At 75.6% G+C, this 17,222-nt stretch carries 8 protein-coding genes; 4 read left to right on the forward strand and 4 right to left on the reverse strand.

Annotated features, from left to right (window positions below; genetic code table 11):
- Window positions 1-217 precede the first annotated feature (217 nt).
- Window positions 218-1,726 (reverse strand): M1 family metallopeptidase, encoded by a 1,509-nt coding sequence (locus ACFC0B_RS02380; RefSeq protein WP_376080979.1) that lies wholly within the window; start codon window positions 1,724-1,726, stop codon window positions 218-220.
- A 345-nt stretch (window positions 1,727-2,071) separates the two neighbouring features.
- Here ACFC0B_RS02380 and ACFC0B_RS02385 point away from each other — a divergent pair, with 345 nt between their 5' ends.
- Complete coding sequence (locus ACFC0B_RS02385) at window positions 2,072-2,971, forward strand: carbohydrate kinase (RefSeq protein WP_376080980.1); 900 nt, start codon at window positions 2,072-2,074, stop codon at window positions 2,969-2,971.
- A 511-nt stretch (window positions 2,972-3,482) separates the two neighbouring features.
- Here ACFC0B_RS02385 and ACFC0B_RS02390 read toward each other — a convergent pair.
- Together ACFC0B_RS02390 and ACFC0B_RS02395 are read right to left on the reverse strand one after the other, a co-directional pair.
- On the reverse strand, window positions 3,483-4,022 hold the full coding sequence (locus ACFC0B_RS02390) for a 2'-5' RNA ligase family protein (RefSeq protein ID WP_376080983.1): 540 nt from the start codon (window positions 4,020-4,022) through the stop codon (window positions 3,483-3,485).
- On the reverse strand, window positions 4,009-4,542 hold the full coding sequence (locus tag ACFC0B_RS02395) for a GNAT family N-acetyltransferase (protein WP_376080985.1): 534 nt from the start codon (window positions 4,540-4,542) through the stop codon (window positions 4,009-4,011). The genes ACFC0B_RS02390 and ACFC0B_RS02395 overlap by 14 nt, the downstream gene beginning before the upstream one ends.
- Before the next feature lie 321 nt (window positions 4,543-4,863).
- On the opposite strand from ACFC0B_RS02395, the gene ACFC0B_RS02400 reads away from it, so the two are divergent.
- Window positions 4,864-5,694: a polysaccharide deacetylase family protein gene (locus ACFC0B_RS02400; RefSeq protein WP_376080987.1), complete on the forward strand. Its 831-nt coding sequence runs from the start codon at window positions 4,864-4,866 to the stop codon at window positions 5,692-5,694.
- A gap of 20 nt (window positions 5,695-5,714) precedes the next feature.
- Here the strand turns inward: ACFC0B_RS02400 and ACFC0B_RS02405 are convergent, their stop codons facing one another.
- The gene (locus ACFC0B_RS02405; protein ID WP_376080990.1) at window positions 5,715-6,152 is read right to left on the reverse strand and encodes a YchJ family protein; all 438 of its coding nucleotides are present in this window, start codon (window positions 6,150-6,152) and stop codon (window positions 5,715-5,717) included.
- Between the two features lie 385 nt (window positions 6,153-6,537).
- On the opposite strand from ACFC0B_RS02405, the gene ACFC0B_RS02410 reads away from it, so the two are divergent.
- Window positions 6,538-11,541 carry an amino acid adenylation domain-containing protein gene (locus tag ACFC0B_RS02410; protein ID WP_376080992.1) on the forward strand — a complete coding sequence of 1,668 codons (5,004 nt, stop codon included), beginning with the start codon at window positions 6,538-6,540 and terminating at the stop codon, window positions 11,539-11,541.
- Between the two features lie 106 nt (window positions 11,542-11,647).
- The gene (locus ACFC0B_RS02415) at window positions 11,648-17,176 is read left to right on the forward strand and encodes an amino acid adenylation domain-containing protein (RefSeq protein ID WP_376080995.1); all 5,529 of its coding nucleotides are present in this window, start codon (window positions 11,648-11,650) and stop codon (window positions 17,174-17,176) included.
- Window positions 17,177-17,222 lie beyond the last annotated feature (46 nt).

The raw sequence follows: 17,222 nt of genomic DNA on the forward strand, positions 1-17,222 counted from the left end.
CGGACGCTGGACGGCCCGCGAGCCGGCCGGGACTCGGCCGGGCGGCGGGCGGGCCGTGGTCATCACGATCCGCCGCCCGCCGCCGCCCGCCAAGGGCGCGCGGAGGGCGTTCGGGGGCACCGGCAGGGCGCGCCGAGCCGGGCGGGCCGCCCGTGGCCCGCCACCGCACCTCCCGCCCCCGTGCGGAGCGTCCCCGTCCGGAGCGTCCCCGACCGGCTCAGAGCGTTCCCGACCCGTGCGGCACACCTCCCGTCTCCCGGGCCGCACCGGGATCCACCGGGTCCACCGTCCAGTCGGGGTGACCGGGCATCGGCGGGGTCCGCTCGCCGTAGAGCCACTCGCGCAGGAAGGCGCTCAGCGGCTCCCCGGACACCTCGTCGGCCGTGCGCAGGTAGTCGGCGGTGGTGGCGGTGCCGTGGCGGTGGCGTTGCAGGAAGGCCCGCTCGATCCGGTCGAACACCTCCGGCCCGACCCGCTCCCGCAGGGCGAACAGCACCAGCGCGCCGCCGGTGTACCGCTGGCTGTCGAACAGCGTCGCCGCGGTCGGCGCGGCCACCGGACCGGAGTCGTGGCGCCACTGGTCGCCCTCGGCGTAGACGCTGCGCATCCGGTCGGTGAGCGTGGTGAAGCCGCCCGAGTCCGGCCAGCCGCGCTCGTAGCGGTACATCAGCCCGTAGAGGTCGGCATGGCCCTCGTTGAGCCAGAGGTCGGCCCAGGTGCCCGGGGTGACGCTGTTGCCGAACCAGGAGTGCACCAGCTCGTGCATCATGTGCGAGCCGATCCGCGCCTCCGCCTGGCGCAGGAAGTTCGGCTTGTAGAGCGTCAGCGTCTGCGTCTCCAGCCCGGTGAAGCCGAAGGCCGCCGGGTCGTCGGTGTCGACGGGCAGCAGCCCGTACGTCTCGAACGGGAACCGTCCGAGGCGCTGCTCCGCCCAGGCCAGCTGGCCGGGGGTCAGGGCGAGGGCCGGCTCCAGGTCGGCGGCGCGCGCGGTGGGCACCACGTCGCGCAGCGGCAGCCCGTCCGGGCCCGTGCGCGCGCGGACCGTGTAGCGGCCCACCGAGGCCTGGAGCAGCTCGGTCGCCATCGGCTCGGGTGCGACGTACCGCCGGGTGGTCGTGCCGTCGGGGTGCGGCTCGGTGGCGTCGAGCAGGCCGTTGGCCACACCGAGGAGGTCGTCCGGCGCGGTGACGGAGACGGTGAAGCGGGCCTTGTCGCCCGGCCGGTCGTTGCAGGGGAAGACGGTGTGCGCGCTGTCCGGCTGCCCGGCCACCGCGAAGCCGTCGGGCGTCACCACCCAGCCCGTGTGCGGCAGCGGAGCGCGCGGGTCGGCGGTGTACTCGACCTCCACCCGCAGCACGCGGCCCGCCCGCACCGGACGGGCCGGCCGCACGGTCAGCTTCTCGTCGTGCGCCCGGAACCCGGCCGGGCGGCCGTCGACCCGCACGGCGCGCACGTCCAGGCCCAGCGCGTCCAGCTCCAGGTCCGCGAGCCGGGTCAGCGCGCGGGCGGTCAGCACCGTGGTGCCGTCGACCGTGCGGGTCGCGGGCCGGTAGGTGAAGGCGAGGTCGTAGCCGAGGGCGTCGTAGGCGGTGGTGCCGAGCGACGGGTAGACCGGGTCCCCGGTGCCCGTGACCGGCACGGCCACGGCCGGGGCCGGCCCGAGCGGGAGCGCCGCCAGCGCGAGCAGGCCGGCGAGGACGGGACGGTGCCAGGACAGGATGACCACCTCTCTCGTGTCGTACGGACCCGCGCCCCGCCTCGGGAAACGGGCCCTGTTCCGCGGAGCGACCTTCCGGACACGGACCGTAGCAGAGGGCTCCGACAATCCGGGCGACACGCGGCGTCCCCCGGACGGCCCACTGTGGTAGCCGCGCGGCTGCGCACTGTCATACCGTCGAAGAGTCCCGCCCCCTGACGGACGGGGCCACGGCCGCCGGAGCGCCTGGCCAGGACCGGCGGCCGTACTCATGCCCCGGCGCGCCCGGCCTGCCGCCCCGCCACCTCGTAGGCTGGACAGCCGTGCCGGCCGCCCGCAGCCCCGCCGGCCCACCGGACCGGCAGGAGCGAGCCCGTGACCAGCCCGCATTTCGTGGTGATCGGCGAGTGCGTCGCCGACGTCGTCCGCGCCGACGGCGCGCCCGACACCGTCCACCCGGGCGGCAGCCCGGCCAACGTCGCGTACGGGCTGGCCCGGCTGGGGGAGCCGGTCGCGCTGCTCACCGAGCTCGCCGACGACCCGTACGGCCGGCTGATCCGGGCCCACCTGGAGTCGGCCGGCGTCGTACTGCTGCGCGAACCGTCCGCGGTGGACGGCGACGGCGGCCCCCGCACCCCGTCGGCGGTGGTGCGGCTGGACGCCGCGGGCCGGGCGCACTACACCTTCGACATCGGCTGGACCCTTCCGGCGGTCGAACTCCCCGTCCCGCCGGGACACCTGCACATCGGCTCGATCGCGGCCGTCACCGAGCCGGGCGCGGCGGCCGTGCTGGAGCTCGTCGAGCGGTGGCGCGGCCGGGCCGTCGTCAGCTACGACCCGAACGTGCGGCCCGCGCTGATGGGCGGGCACGCCGAGGCCGTCCGCCGGGTCGAGCGCTGCGTGGCGCTCAGCGACCTGGTGAAGGCCAGCGACGAGGACCTCGGCTGGCTCTACCCCGACCGCACCCCGGAGGAGGCCGCCCGGCACTGGCTCGGCCTCGGCCCGGCCACCGTCGCGGTCACCCGCGGCCCCGCCGGCGCCTTCGCGCTGACCGCCGACGGCCACCGCGCCGAGGCGGCGGCCCGCCCGGTCCGGGTCGCCGACACCGTCGGCGCGGGCGACGCCTTCACGTCCGCCCTCCTGCACGCCCGCCGCACCGGCGCCGACCTCGCCACCGCCCTCACCCGCGCCACCACCGCCGCCACCCTGACCGTCACCCGCCCCGGCGCCACCCCGCCCGACACCGCCGAACTGACGGCCGCCCTGCGCGGATAGCGCCGCACGGCCGGCCCGGCCCCGGGAGGGCCGCCCGCGCGCGCCGTGCCGAGGAGCCCCGCGCCGTCCGCCGATGAGCCCGTCGTCCCCGTGGCTTCAGCACCGAAGCGCGGCAGCAGAGGCCGGGGGCACGGCGCATGGCGCACGGCGTGGACGTTCCGGCGAGGGGCGCGTGTCCCGTCGGCGCGCCGGATCGCCGAGGCGGCGCGACGACCGTTTCCACGGCAGTGTCGGCCGCAAGCGCTTCGACCACGGCCCCGTCCACCGCCACGTGGGTCCGGCGGTGCGGTGCGACCCCGGCGCCGAGGCCGCCGCGGTGGTCCGCACCAAGGCCCGACGGAGGCCTCCCCCGCTGCCGGTGGGCGGCCGCATCTCGGCCGTGATGCCGCCGTGCGGCGCCCCGGCCCTGACGACCCGTTCGCCGGCTTCCCGTGCCGGGCCACGAGGGCCCCCGGGTCGGCGGCCCGAGGAGTGCCACCTCCGCGCGGGGCTTCTCGTGGGCGGACCGGCGCTAAGCGGCCCCTCGCGGACTGCCCAGGGGGCGGGTCCGCTGGGTCTCGGAGTCGAAGCTGCGGGCGGCGTCGAAGGCGCCCGTGAGGTCGGGGTGGCGGCCGAGGAGGGCGTGGGCGAGGGTGACGTCCTCCGGGGAGAGGCGGCGTGTGAGGCCGAGGTGGGGGGACCAGCGGCCGGGGACGTAGTGCGGGTCGGGCTCCTCGGCGTGCTCCAGGACCTCCCAGACGCGCTCGTGCAGCCGCATCAGCGCGACCGTCGGGACGACCGACCAGCTGAGCACCCGGCGCCGGCTGCGGGCCGAGAAGGAGAGCAGGCCGGTCAGCCGGACGGTCAGCGGCAGGGCGCCGGCGAGGAGTCCGTCCAGCCGTTCGCCGGCCCCGTCGGGCATCCGGGCGCAGGCGGCCAGCGTGAGGTGGGGGCGGTGCCCGGGGTGCGGGTTGTGGGCGAGGCTGTCCACGCCGCCGTCGGCGAGCTGCCGCCAGACCGCGCGCACGGCGCGGTCGAGCGGCGGGTCGCAGAGCAGCTCAACGGTCTGCACGGACCAGGTCCTTGGCGTACCAGATCTCGGCGTACGGCCGCTCGCTGTAGGCGGGGATCTCCCGGTAGCCGCAGCGGGCGTACAGGGCGCGGGCCTCGACCAGGTCGAGCCGGGTGTCCAGGACGATCCGCCCGGCGCCGAGCGTCCGCGCCGCCTCGTCGATCGAGGCCATCAGCCGCGGGCCGCCGCCGGTGCCGCGCCGCTCCGGGCGGACGTAGACCCGGGTCAGCTCGACGGTCGCGGCGTCGACCACCCGCAGTCCGGCGCAGGCGGCTGGCTGCCCGGCGTACCGCCCGAGCAGGAAGACCCCGGTCGGCGGCGCGAGGTCGTCGCTGGGCGAGTCGGCGAGCCCGGTCTCGATCTCCTCCGGCGTCCCCTCCCGGCCGAGGTGCAGCCGGTAGTAGCTGTTGGCGACGTCGACGTAGTAGTCCCGCAGCAGCGCCAGGGCCTCCGCGGACCCGACGTCGGCGGGCCCGATCGCCCAGGGTTCGGAGGTGCCGCGCTGCGTGCTGATCGTCATGCGCGCATTATCGGGCGCCCGCCGCCGCCGTCGCGAGCCCTTTTCGATCATGCCCGCCGCAGTGGGCGGGGAGGGTGAGCAGGGAGGATGCGCCGACGGGTGGGCCGGGCGGGTGACGGGGGGATTGGCCGGTCGGCGTGGCGGGGGAGCAGATGATCTATGAACAGACCATCAGATTGTCCTACTGGTGGGGGATCGGTGCGTCGGCGGCGTCGGAGGGGACGGAGCGGACTGGTCGCGGCGGTGTGCCTGGCGGCCGCGGTCGCGGGGTGCGGGGGGACGGGCGGGGGCGGTGCGGTGCCGTCGGCGGAGCGGACCGAGGTGAGCGCGGCGGCGGACCGGGGCGGCCCGCGGCCGCCCGCGGCGCCGCTGGTGCTGCCGGGGCCGGCCCGGGCGGAGGAGGAGGCCGGCGGCGAGGCCCTGGCCCGCAAGGCGCGGGCCGCCCGGGCGGTGCTGGAGACGGCGGCCCGGTGGGGGCTGGCACGGCCGCCGCTGCTCGCCCCGCCGCCCCCGGCGAGCCGCCCCGAGCTGGTCGCCGCCCAGGGGGTGAAGCTCGCGAACGGGCTGCCGCCGGTGGTCTACCGGGTGCCCACCGAGGAGCGGATCGTCTTCCTGACCGTGGACGACGGTGCCGAGAAGGACCCGGAGTTCAGCAGGATGGCCGCCGAACTGGGGATCCCGCTGTCCGTCTTCGTCGCGGACTACCTGGCCCGCGAGGACTACGGCTACTTCCGCCGGCTGGCCGCCCAGGGCGACGTGGTGAACAACCACACCGTCAACCACCGCAACCTCAAGGTGCTCGGCTACGGCACCCAGCGCGAGGAGATCTGCCGCCAGCAGGACCAGCTGGAGGAGCAGATCGGCGTCCGCCCGCGGCTGTTCCGCCCGCCGTACGGCGAGTACAACGAGGACACCCTGCGGGCCGCCGCCTCCTGCGGGGTCGAGGCGGTGCCGCTGTGGAACGAGGAGGCGTTCCCGGACCGCATCGAGTACCGCTACGAGGACCAGCGGCTCCACCCGGGCGACGTCATCCTCACCCACTTCCGCGGCACCGACCTGTGGAACGGCAGCATGACCGACCTGCTGCGCAAGGTGGTCGACGAGGTGACCGCGCAGGGCTTCGCGCTGGCCCGGCTCGACGACTACCTGTAGCGGAGGGCGGGGCGGGGGCGTCAGTCGAGCGCGAGGGCGTCCAGGTACACCCAGGCGCCCTCATGCCGGACGAACCGGCTGTGCTCGGTGAGGACGCCCTCCTCCCGCCCCTCCGTGTAGTGCGCGCGGAAGGCCACCGTGCCCTCGGCGTGGAACGGCCCGCCCTCGGTGCCGGAGAGCACCTCCAGTCGCAGCCAGCGCAGCCCCGGGTCGAAGTCCACGGAGTCCGGCCGGGTGTCCGGGTGCCAGGTGCGCAGCAGGTAGGCCTCGTCGCGGGCGGCGAAGGCGCTGTAGCGCGAGCGCATCAGCGCCTCCGCGGTGGTCGCGGCGGCCTGGCCGCGGTGCAGCCGGCCGCAGCACTCGGCGTAGCTGGCGGGCAGGCCGCAGGGGCAGGGCGAGGAGGGCAGCAGGCGCGGCGCGGGGGCGGTGGCGCGGGCGGCGGAACGGCGTCGGGACATGGGTCCATTCTGGCGCCTCGCCGGAGTCTTCCGCGGCCCCGGCCGAGTGGCCTGAAATTGACTGTCCTCGGACAGTTCGGAGGGCGGAAATCCGCTTGCACCCTCGTCAGGGCATGCCGGGGCGTAGCTGACGGAGTGTCGAAAGAGAATCTAGCGGCCCGCACTGTCCCTGCCAAGGCGCCTGACAATGTGTACGAAATCGCCAACGAACCGTCACACTTGCGCACCGCTGACGGGCGTGGCGAGGGTGATCTTTCCGGCATATCGAACGAGTGACGGAAATGTGCTGGTGATTCGTAGATCTTTACCCCACCATCTCCCAGGGCACACCGCCCATTTCTCGCCGACCACAAGTCGATGCAGCAGCACCCCTCGGGAGAGAATGATGAGTTCTACGGAACTTCCCCCGCTGGATCCGGCCGCTCCGCTGGCCGCTCTGGTGGCCGCGCAGGTCAGACGGACTCCGGACGCCACCGCCGTGATCGACGGCACGCGCCGACTGACCTACCGCGAGCTGGACGCCGCCGCCGGCGCGATGGCGGGCCGACTGGCCGCCGCCGGCGTCCGCGCCGAGACACTGGTCGGGGTCTGCCTACCGCGCACGGCGGACCTGGTGGTCAGCCTGCTGGCAGTGCTGCGGGCCGGCGGCGCGTACGTGCCGCTCGATCCGGCGTATCCGCGCGACCGCCTCGAACTGGTCGTCGGCGACGCACAGGCCCCCGTCGTGGTCACCGACCGTGCCCACGAGCACCTGCTGAACGGTGCCGGCGCCACCCTCCTGTACGTCGACGGCGACGGCCCCACGGCCCCGCTCGACCCGGCCGCCGAGCGCCCCACCACCGGTGACGCCGACACCGACGCGCTCGCGTACGTGCTCTACACCTCCGGCTCCACCGGCCGCCCCAAGGGCGTCCAGGTCACCCAGCGCAGCGTCAACGCGCTGCTCCGCTGGGCCGCGGCCACCTACACCGCCACCGACCTGGCCGGGGTGCTGTTCAGCACCTCCGTGTGCTTCGACATCTCGGTGTACGAGCTGTTCCTCCCGCTCTCCGTCGGCGGCACCCTCGTCGTCGCCGAGAACGCCCTCGCGCTGCCCGAGCTGCCCGCCCGGGACGAGGTCACCCTGATCAACACCGTGCCCAGCGCGATGGCGGCGCTGCTGCGCGGCGACGGTCTTCCCGGCGGCGGGGGTCTGCCGGGCGGCGTGCGCGTGGTCAACCTGGCCGGTGAGGCGCTGCCCCGGCACGTCGCCGACAAGGTCTACGCCCAGCCCCTCGTCGAGCGCCTCTACAACCTGTACGGGCCCACCGAGGACACCGTCTACTCGACCTGGTCGCTGGTCGCCCGGGAGGGGACCGGCGAGCCGGTCATCGGCCGCCCGCTCGACGGGACCCTCGGCCACGTCCTCGACGAGCACCGGATACCCGTGCCCGACGGCGGCATCGGCGAGCTCTACCTCTCCGGCGAGGGCGTGGCCCGCGGCTACCACGGCCGCCCCGACCTCACCGAGGAGCGCTTCGTCCACGTCGACGGCCTGCGCTGCTACCGCACCGGCGACCTGGTCCGCCGCCTGCCCGACGGCGACCTGGAGTACCACGGGCGCGTCGACCACCAGGTGAAGGTCCGCGGCTTCCGCGTCGAACTCGGCGAGATCGAGGCCGTGCTGGCCACCCACCCCGCCGTCGAGGCCGCCGCCGCCGTCGTCCAGCGCGACGAGGCCGGCGACTACCTGGCCGCCTTCGTCCAGCCCGCCCCCGGGGCCGCCGAGCCCACGCCCGCCGAACTGCGCGCCCACTGCGCCGCCTCGCTGCCCGGCTACATGGTGCCGCTGGCCGTCGCCGTCCTGGAGCACCTGCCGCTCACCCCCAACGGCAAGACCGACCGCAAGGCCCTGCCCCCGGTCGCCCGCAGCCGGGCCGGACAGGAGCTGTTCGTCGCCCCCCGCACGCCCGCCGAGATCCGGATCGCCGAACTCTGGCAGGGCCTGCTCGGCGTCCCCGAGGTCGGGGTGCACGACGTCTTCCTCGACCTCGGCGGCCACTCCCTGCTCGCGGCCGGCCTGCTCGCCCGGGTCGAGCGCGAGTTCGGCACCCGGGTGCCGCTCGCCGAGTTCTTCGCGGCCCCGACCGTCGCCGCCCTCGCCGTCCGGGCCGCCAACGGCGGTGGCGGACGGGCCTCCGTGGAGCCCCCGAAGCGGGAGGCCGACCTGCCCGCCCGCGCCACCGAGTTCCAGCGCGAACTGTGGCTGCACGAATCCGTGCAGCCCGACAGCCCGCTCTACAACGTGCCGGTGCGGATCCGCGCCGAGGGCGCCCTCGACCGCGAGGCCCTCGGCCGCGCGCTCACCGAGGTCGTCCGCCGCCACGAGTCACTGCGCACCGCCCTGTACGGCGACCCGAACCCGAGCGAGAACGACGACGCCGTCGCCGACGTCCGCCCGCCGTACCCGGTCGAGGTGCCGCTGCTCGACCTCACCGGCCCCGACGGGCAGGCGCCCGACGAGGTGACCCTCGACGCCGCGCTGCGCGCCGAGGCCGCCCGCCCGCTCGACCTCGCCGGCGGCCGACTGCTGCGGGTCCTCGCCGTGCGGGTCGGTGCGGACCGGCACGAACTGCTGCTCACCGTGCACCACGCCGCGGCGGACGGCTGGGCCGCCGGGCTGCTGCTCGCCGAGGCCGCCCGGGCCCTGCGGGAGGGCGAGCTGCCCGAGCCCGCGATCCAGCTGTCGGACGTCGCCCGCTGGGAGCTGCGCGACGTCGAGGCCGGCCGCGAGGGCGCCGAGCGCTGGGCCGAGCGGCTGCGCGGCGTCGGGGGCGACCAGTACCTGCCCGGCGACCGCTCGCGCCCCAACCCGCAGGACATCGCCGGCCGCCGGGTCGCCCGTCGACTGGACAGCGGGTTCGTCGACGGCGTCGGGAAGTGGGCCGCCGAGGAGGGGGCCAGCCTCTACATGGTGGTGCTCGCCGCGCTCGGCGGGGTACTGCACCGCTACACGGGCCACACCGACGTCGCCGTGCTCAGCCCCTTCGCCGTCCGCCCGGTGCCCGAGCTGGAGACCGTGATCGGCTCGCTGATCAACACCGTCGCGCTGCGCTTCGACGTGTCCGGCGCCGACACCTTCCGCGAGCTGGTCGCCCGGGTCCGCCCGACCGTCCTGGAGGCCGCCGATCACAGCGGCCACCCGTTCGTCGACCACGCCCGGCGCTACGGCGGCGCGCCCGGCCTCACCTCCTCGCCGATCTCGCAGGTGCTGCTCGCCGTCCAGAACCACCCGGTGGCCGGCGTCGAACTGCCCGGACTGAACCTGACGTTCGTCGCGGAGGTGTGCAACAGCACCGCCAAGACCGACCTCTCGCTGTTCCTGGAGTTCCCGGCCGACGGCCCGCTGCTGTCCGCCGAGTACCGCACCTCCCGCTACGAGGAGCGGTCCGTGCGCGCCGCGCTCGACCACCTGGTCGCGCTGCTCGCCGCCGCCGTCGCCGAGCCCGACCGCCCGCTCGCCGAGCTGGTCATGCTCTCCGCCGCCGACGGCGTGTACGGGCAGGGGGCCGCCGACGATCCGGTCAACCGCACCGAGGCGCCGGTCCCCGACGCCCGGCTGCACGAGCTGGTCGCCGCCCAGGCCGCCCGCACCCCGGACGCGACCGCGGTGTCCGCCGCCGACGGCACCCTCGGCTACGCCGAACTCGACGCCGCCGCCAACCGGTTGGCGCACCTGCTGGCCGCCCGCGGCGCGGGCCCCGGCAGCCTGGTCGCCGTCGCCGTCCGGCGCGGCCGGATGCTGCCCGCCGCCCTGCTCGGCGTGCTGCGCAGCGGCGCCGCCTACCTGCCGGTCGACATCGACCAGCCGCTCGCCCGCAACCGGGGCGTGCTCGACGACGCCGGCGTCACCCTGCTGGTCGCCGAGACCGCCACCGCCGGCGACGAACTGCTGCGGGACCGCGAGAGCGTCCTGGTGGACGGCCCCGAGCACGCCGCCGCCCCCGCCGAGGCGCCGGCCGTCACCGTCGGCCCGGAGGACCCGGCCTACCTGCTGTACACCTCCGGCTCCACCGGCAGCCCCAAGGGCGTCGCCGTGCCGCACCGCGCGATCGTCAACTTCCTGACCTCGATGGGCCGTGAACCCGGCCTCACCGAGCGGGACGTGATGGCCGCCGTCACCACCGTCACCTTCGACATCGCCGGCCTGGAGCTGTGGCTGCCGCTGGTCACCGGCGCCCGGGTGGAGATCGCCGACCGCGCCACCGCCACCGACGGGACCGCGCTCGGCGCCTGGCTCGACAAGCAGGGCGTCACCCACCTCCAGGCCACCCCCGCCACCTGGCGGATGCTGCTGGAGGCCGACTGGGCCGGCCGCCCCGGGCTGACCGCCCTGTGCGGCGGCGAGGCGCTCACCGCCGACCTCGCCCGCGCCCTGCTCGGCCGGGTCGGCACGCTGTGGAACCTGTACGGCCCGACCGAGACCACCGTCTGGTCCACCGTCCAGCGGGTCACCCCGGAACTCGCCGACCACGGCGGCGTGGTGGCCCTCGGCGCGCCCATCGCCAACACCCGGCTGCACCTGCTCGGCCCCTCCGGGCAGCCCGTCCCGGTCAACGGCATCGGCGAGCTCTGCATCGCCGGCGCCGGCGTCGCGCTCGGCTACCACGGCCGGCCCGACCTGACCGCCGAACGGTTCACCGCCGAACCCGGCCGCACCGACGGCGCGCCGATGTACCGCACCGGCGACCTCGCCTGCCGCCGCGCCGACGGCCGCCTGGAGTACCACGGCCGCGTCGACGCCCAGGTCAAGCTCCGCGGCTTCCGCATCGAGCTGGGCGAGATCGAGGCCGCGATCAGCGCCGTCCCCGGCGTCACCGCCGGCGCCGCCCGGCTCGTCGAGACCCCGGCCGGCCCGGCCCTGGCCGGCTACGCCGTCGCCCCCGGCCTCACCGAGGACGCGCTGCGCACCGCCCTGGTCGAGCGGCTGCCCGACTACATGGTGCCCGCCGGCCTGGTGCTGCTCGACGCGCTGCCGCTGACCGCGGCCGGCAAGGTCGACCGGGCCTCGCTGCCCGTCCCGGAGCTCGGCGGCGCCGGCGCCCCGCCCGAGGGCGACTGCGAGGAACTGCTCGCCGACCTGTGGATCGAGGTCCTCAAGGTCGAACGGGTCTCCCGGCACGACGACTTCTTCGCGCTGGGCGGCCACTCGCTGCTCGCCACCCGGCTGCTCGCCCGGATCCGGGACACCTTCGAAACGGAACTGCCCTTGCGCGTCGTCTTCGAGGACCGGACGCTGGCCGCGCTGGCCCGCCGCGTCGAGGAGCGCCTGCTGGAGGAGATCGACGACCTCGACGACCTCGGCGACGACCTCGACGGCCTCGACGAGACCGCCGGGAGCACGCTGTGACGACCCACCGCACCGAATCCGGAACCACCGGCAACACCGGAGAGTCCGGACCCATGAACGCACACCCGGCCGCCGGCGACACCGGCGCTCGAACGGGGGAGACCGCATGACCGACCAGCCCACCGCCGGGACCGTCCCGGAACCGGATCCGGCCGCCAGACGGCAGGAACTGCTGCGCGCCCGCCTCGCCAAGGCCAAGGCCGCCAAGGCGGCGGCCGCGGCCGGCGGCACCGACCGCCGGACCATCGCCGCGCGCCCCGAGGGCACCCCGGCGCCGCTCTCCTCGGCCCAGCGCCGGATGTGGTTCCTGGCCCAGTACGAGCCGGACAGCGCCGCCTACCACATCCCGCTCGCCCTGCACCTCGACGGCGAGCCCGACGAGGCCGCCCTCGGCGCCGCCCTCACCGACGTCCTCGCCCGGCACGAGGTGCTCCGCACCGTCTACCCGGAGGTCGACGGCGAGGTGCGCCCCGAGGCGCTGCCCGCCGACCGCTTCACCCTCACCACCGCCGAGGTCCCCGCCGAGGAGGTCGACGCCTGGCTGGAGACCGAGGCCCGCCGCCCCTTCGACCTCGCCGCCGACCTGCCGCTGCGCGCCGCCCTGCTGCGCACCGGCGACGGCGCCGTGCTCAGCCTGGTGCTGCACCACATCGCGGCCGACGGCTGGTCGATCGGCGTGCTCTTCGGCGACCTCGCCACCGCCTACGGCGCCCGCTGCGGTGGCGCCGCCCCGGTGTTCGAGCCGCTGCCCGTCCAGTACGCGGACGTCGCGCACTGGCAGCAGACCGAACTCGCCGCCGAACTCGACCGCCAGCAGGCCTGGTGGCAGGAGCGCCTGCGCGGCGCCACCGCCACCGTCACGGTGCCCGCCGACCGGCCGCGGCCCGCCGTGGCCGGCACCGCGGGCGCCCGGTTCACCGCCGAGCTCGGCGCCGAGCGCAGCCGCCGGATCCGCACCCTCGCCGAACAGACCGGCACCACCGTCTACATGGTGCTGCTGGCCGCCCTGCAGACCGTCCTCGGCCGCTACACCGGCAGCGAGGACGTCACCGTCGGCACCCCGATAGCCGGGCGCACCCGCAGCGAGACCGAGCCGATGGTCGGCTGCTTCGTCAACACCCTGGCGATGCGCACCGACCTCTCCGGCGACCCGACGGTCCGTGAGCTCCTGGAGCGCGTCAAGGACGCCACCCTCGGCGCCTACGGCCACCAGGACCTGCCGTTCGAGCGGCTGATCGACGCGCTCGGCCTGGAGCGCGAGCTCGCCCACACCCCGCTGTTCCAGGTCCTGCTGAACGTCCACAACCAGGCCGAGGCCCGCCCCGAGCTGCCCGGGCACAGCGTCCACTGGCGGCCGATCGGCACCGACACCGCCAAGTTCGACCTGTCGGTGGCCGTCGTCGACACCGGCGGCGAGCTCGCCGCCGACCTCGTCTGGCGCACCGAGCTGTACGACGAGGCCACCGTGCAGCGCGTCCTCGGCCACCTCACCACGGTGCTCGACGCGATGGCCGCCGGCCCCGACCGCCCGCTCGCCGACCTTCCTCTGCTCACCCCGTCCGAGCAGCGGCAGCTCGCCGGTTGGGACGACGAGACCCTGCGCGGCTGGGACCTCGGCGGCACCCTGCACGGCCTGGTCGAGGAACAGGCCCGCCGCACCCCCGACGCGCCCGCCGTGCGCGGCGCCGACGGCGTGCTCAGCTACGCCGAACTCGACCGGCGCGCCAACGCGCTGGCCCACCGGCTGCGCGCGCACGGCGTCGGACCGGACCGCCCGGTCGGCCTGCTGGTCGAGCGCTCCGCCGCCCTGGTGGTCGGCATGCTCGGCATCCTCAAGGCCGGCGGCGCCTACCTGCCGCTCGACCCGGTCTACCCGGACGGACGCATCCACGGCCTGCTCGACGCCTCCGGGGCCGCCGCCGTCGTCACCACCGACGACCTGCGCGACCGGCTCACCGGAGACCTGCCGGTGGTCGTCCCGGACGGCGAGGAGCGCGCCGACGCGCCCGAGGCGGACGTCCGCCCCGAGCACCTCTGCTACGTCATCTTCACCTCCGGCTCCACCGGCGCGCCCAAGGGCGTCGCCGTCGAGCACCGCAACTACCGCAACTACCTGCACGGCCTGCGCGAGCGGATCGGCGGCGACCAGCAGGGCTGGAACTGGGCGCTGGTCTCCACCTTCGCCGCCGACCTGGGCACCACCAACGTGTTCGGCGCGCTCACCGGCGGCGGCTGCCTGCACCTGCTGACCCGCGACCAGGCCACCGACCCGGACGCCTTCGCCGCCTACGCGGCCGAGCACCGGATCGACGCCATGAAGCTGGTCCCCAGCCACCTGGAGGGCCTGGCCGCGCACGGCACGGGCCTCGGTGCGATCCTCCCCGCCCGGCTGCTGATCTGCGCCGGCGAGGCGCTGCGGCCCGACCTGGTGGCCCGGATCCGCGCCGCCCGGCCCGACCTGCCGCTGCACAACCACTACGGGCCCACCGAGACCACCGTCTCGATGCTCGGCATGCCGGTGCCCGCGGACCTCGGCGACGCGGCCACCGCGCCGCTCGGCCGGCCGTTCGGCAACGTCCGCGCCCACCTCCTGGACGCCCGCCGGCGTCCCGTCCCGCTCGGCGTCCCCGGCGAGCTGTACGTCTCCGGCGGCGGCGTCGCCCGCGGCTACCTCGGCCGCGACGACCTCACCGCCGAGCGCTTCCTGGAGATCGAGGGCCGCCGTGCCTACCGCACCGGCGACCTGGTCCGCCGCCGCCCTGACGGCGCCGTCGAGTTCCTCGGCCGGATCGACCACCAGGTCAAGATCCGCGGCTTCCGGGTCGAGATCGGCGAGGTCGAGGCCGAGCTGACCGCCCGCCCCGAGGTGCGCGAGGCCGTCGTGGTCGCCCGCGGCGAGGGCGCCGCCCGCTCCCTGGTCGGCTACCTGGTGCCCGCCGACCCGGCCGCCGCGCCCGACCCGGGCGAGCTGCGCGCCGCGCTGCGCACCCGGCTGCCCGACTACATGGTCCCGGCCGCCCTGGTCGTCCTGGACGCCCTGCCGCTGAACGCCAACGGCAAGGTCGACCGGGCCGCCCTGCCCGAGCCGGTCGCCGCCCAGCCGGTCTCCGGCGGCGGCGAGCTGACCACCGCCACCGAGCACGCGGTGGCCGAGGTCTACCGTCAGGTGCTGGAGGCCGAGGAGATCGGCGCGGCCGACGACTTCTTCGCGCTCGGCGGCGACTCCTTCTCCGCCGTGCGGGCCGTGCGCCTGATCGGTGACGGGCTGTCGGTCATCGACCTGTTCCAGCACCCCACGGTCCGCGAGCTGGCCGCGCTGATCGACGCCCGGGCCGGCGGCACCGCCGACGAGGGCCCGCGCACCCTGCTGCACAAGCTCACCCGCGGCAACGCCCCGGCCACGATCAACGTGGTCTGCGTCCCCTACGGCGGCGGCAGCCCGATCACCTTCCAGCCGCTCGCCGACGCGCTGCCGGTGGGCCACCGGCTGTACGCCGTCGAGCTGCCCGGGCACGACCCGAGCCGCCCCGACGACGAGCTCGCCGAACTCGACGGGCTCGCCGACACCCTGGTCGCCCAGGTGCTGGAGAAGGTCGACGGCCCGGTGCTGCTCTACGGCCACTGCCTGGGCGGCGCCCTCGCCACCGCCCTGGGCGCCCGGCTGGAGGCGGCCGGCGTCGACCTGCGCGGCCTCGCCCTCGGCGGCACCTTCCCCGCCGCCCGGCTGCCCGGCCGCTTCGCCGAGTGGATGGCGCGCCGGATGCCGGGCGACCGGGTGCTGTCCAACCGCGGCTACCTCGAGTACCTGCGCGCCATGGGCGGTTTCACCGACGTCTACGACCAGGCCGAGCAGGACTTCCTGGTCCGGGCGCTGCGCCACGACGTGCGGCAGGCCGAGGACTTCTACACCCGGGCCTACGGGGACGGGCGGCCGGAGAAGATCGACGCCCCGATCCTCTGCGTGGTCGGCGAGAAGGACCGCGCCACCCAGCTCTACGAGGAGCGGTACGCCGAGTGGGAGCACTTCGGCGACACCGTCGAGCTCGCGGTCGTGCCGCGCGCCGGGCACTACTTCCTCAAGCACCAGGCCGACGAACTCGCCCGGGTGCTGACGGAGTTCGCCGCCACCGGGGAGATAGCCGACCCGGCCGCGGTCAAGCGCCCGGCCGCCCGGGCCGAGCTGGGCATCTTCGCCAAGGTGGCGATCGGCCAGTTCGTCTCGATGATCGGCACCAGCCTCTCCACCTTCGCGCTCGGCGTCTGGGTCTACCAGCAGACCAACTCGGCCTTCGACTTCGCGATGATCTCCTTCATCGCGGTGCTGCCGGCCGTCCTGCTGCTGCCGGTTGCCGGGGCGCTCGCCGACCGGGTCGACCGGCGCAAGATCATGATCGCCACGGACACCGTGGCCGCCGCCGGCATGCTCAGCCTCGGCCTGCTGCTCTGGGCCGACCTCCTGGAGATCTGGCACATCTACATCGTGGCCTGCATCGGCTCCACCTGTGGAGCCTTCCAACGGCCCGCGTACCTCGCCGCGATCACCCAACTGGTGCCCAAGCGCTACCTCGGCCAGGCCAACGGCCTCGCCCAGCTCGGCACCGGCGCCGGCGACATGATGGCCATCCTGGCCGGCGGCGTCCTGGTCTCCCTGGTCGGTCTGCACGGCGTGGTGCTGTTCGACATGGCCACCTTCCTCACCGGTGTCACCTGCCTGCTGCTGGTCCGCTTCCCGGACGCCATGTTCGACAAGCAGGAGGAGCCGCTCTGGCGGGAGGTCGTCACCGGCTGGCGGTACATCGCGCGCCGGCACAGCCTGGTCGCCATGGTGGTCTTCTTCGTGGTGTTCAACTACCTGTTCGCCGTCGCGACCGTGCTGATCACCCCGATGGTGCTGGCCACCGGCACGCCGTTCCAGCTCAGCGTCATCACCGCCCTCGGCGGCCTCGGCGCGATGGTCGGCGCCCTCGTCATGGGCCTGTGGGGCGGCACCCGCCGCCGCACCGTCGGCATGATCGGCTTCACCTCGGTGGTCGGCGTCGCCGCCGTCCTCACCGGCAGCCGCCCCGAGACCGCCCTCACCGCCTGCGGACTGTTCGTCCTCTGGGCGGCCATGATGATCCTCAACTCGCACTGGATGTCGCTGATCCAGACCAAGGTCGGCATGGAGCTCCAGGGCCGCGTCCTGGCCACCAACCAGATGCTCGCCATGTCGATGATGCCGCTCGGCTTCCTCACCGCGGGCCCGCTCTCCGACCACGTCTTCGAGCCGCTGATGCGCCCCGGCGGCGCGCTCGCCGACTCGGTCGGCCTGGTGCTCGGCACCGGACCGGGCCGCGGCGCCGGACTGCTGCTCGTGGTGGTCGGCCTGGTGCTCTTCGTCTGGGGCCTGCTCGGCCTCGCCTACCGGCCGCTGCGCCTGCTGGAGGACATCCTCCCCGACGCGCTGCCGGACGCCGAGATCGGCGACAAGGACGCCATCCAGGCCGAGGCCGACCGCCAGCTCGCCCTCGCCCAGGCCGCCCGGAAGGGCCGCCGCGTCCCGGGCGCCGTCCGGGTGCCGCACCCGTCCGGCAAGCCCGAACCGGTCGAGGACGACGACCCGGCGGACCGGGTGCACGCCTCCACCGGCCGGTAGCACCACCCGCACGGACGCGCCCCCCGTTCCCTCTCCGGAGGGGGCG

The sequence above is a fragment of the Kitasatospora sp. NPDC056184 genome, assembly GCF_042268405.1.
Classification (GTDB): Bacteria; Actinomycetota; Actinomycetes; order Streptomycetales; family Streptomycetaceae; genus Kitasatospora.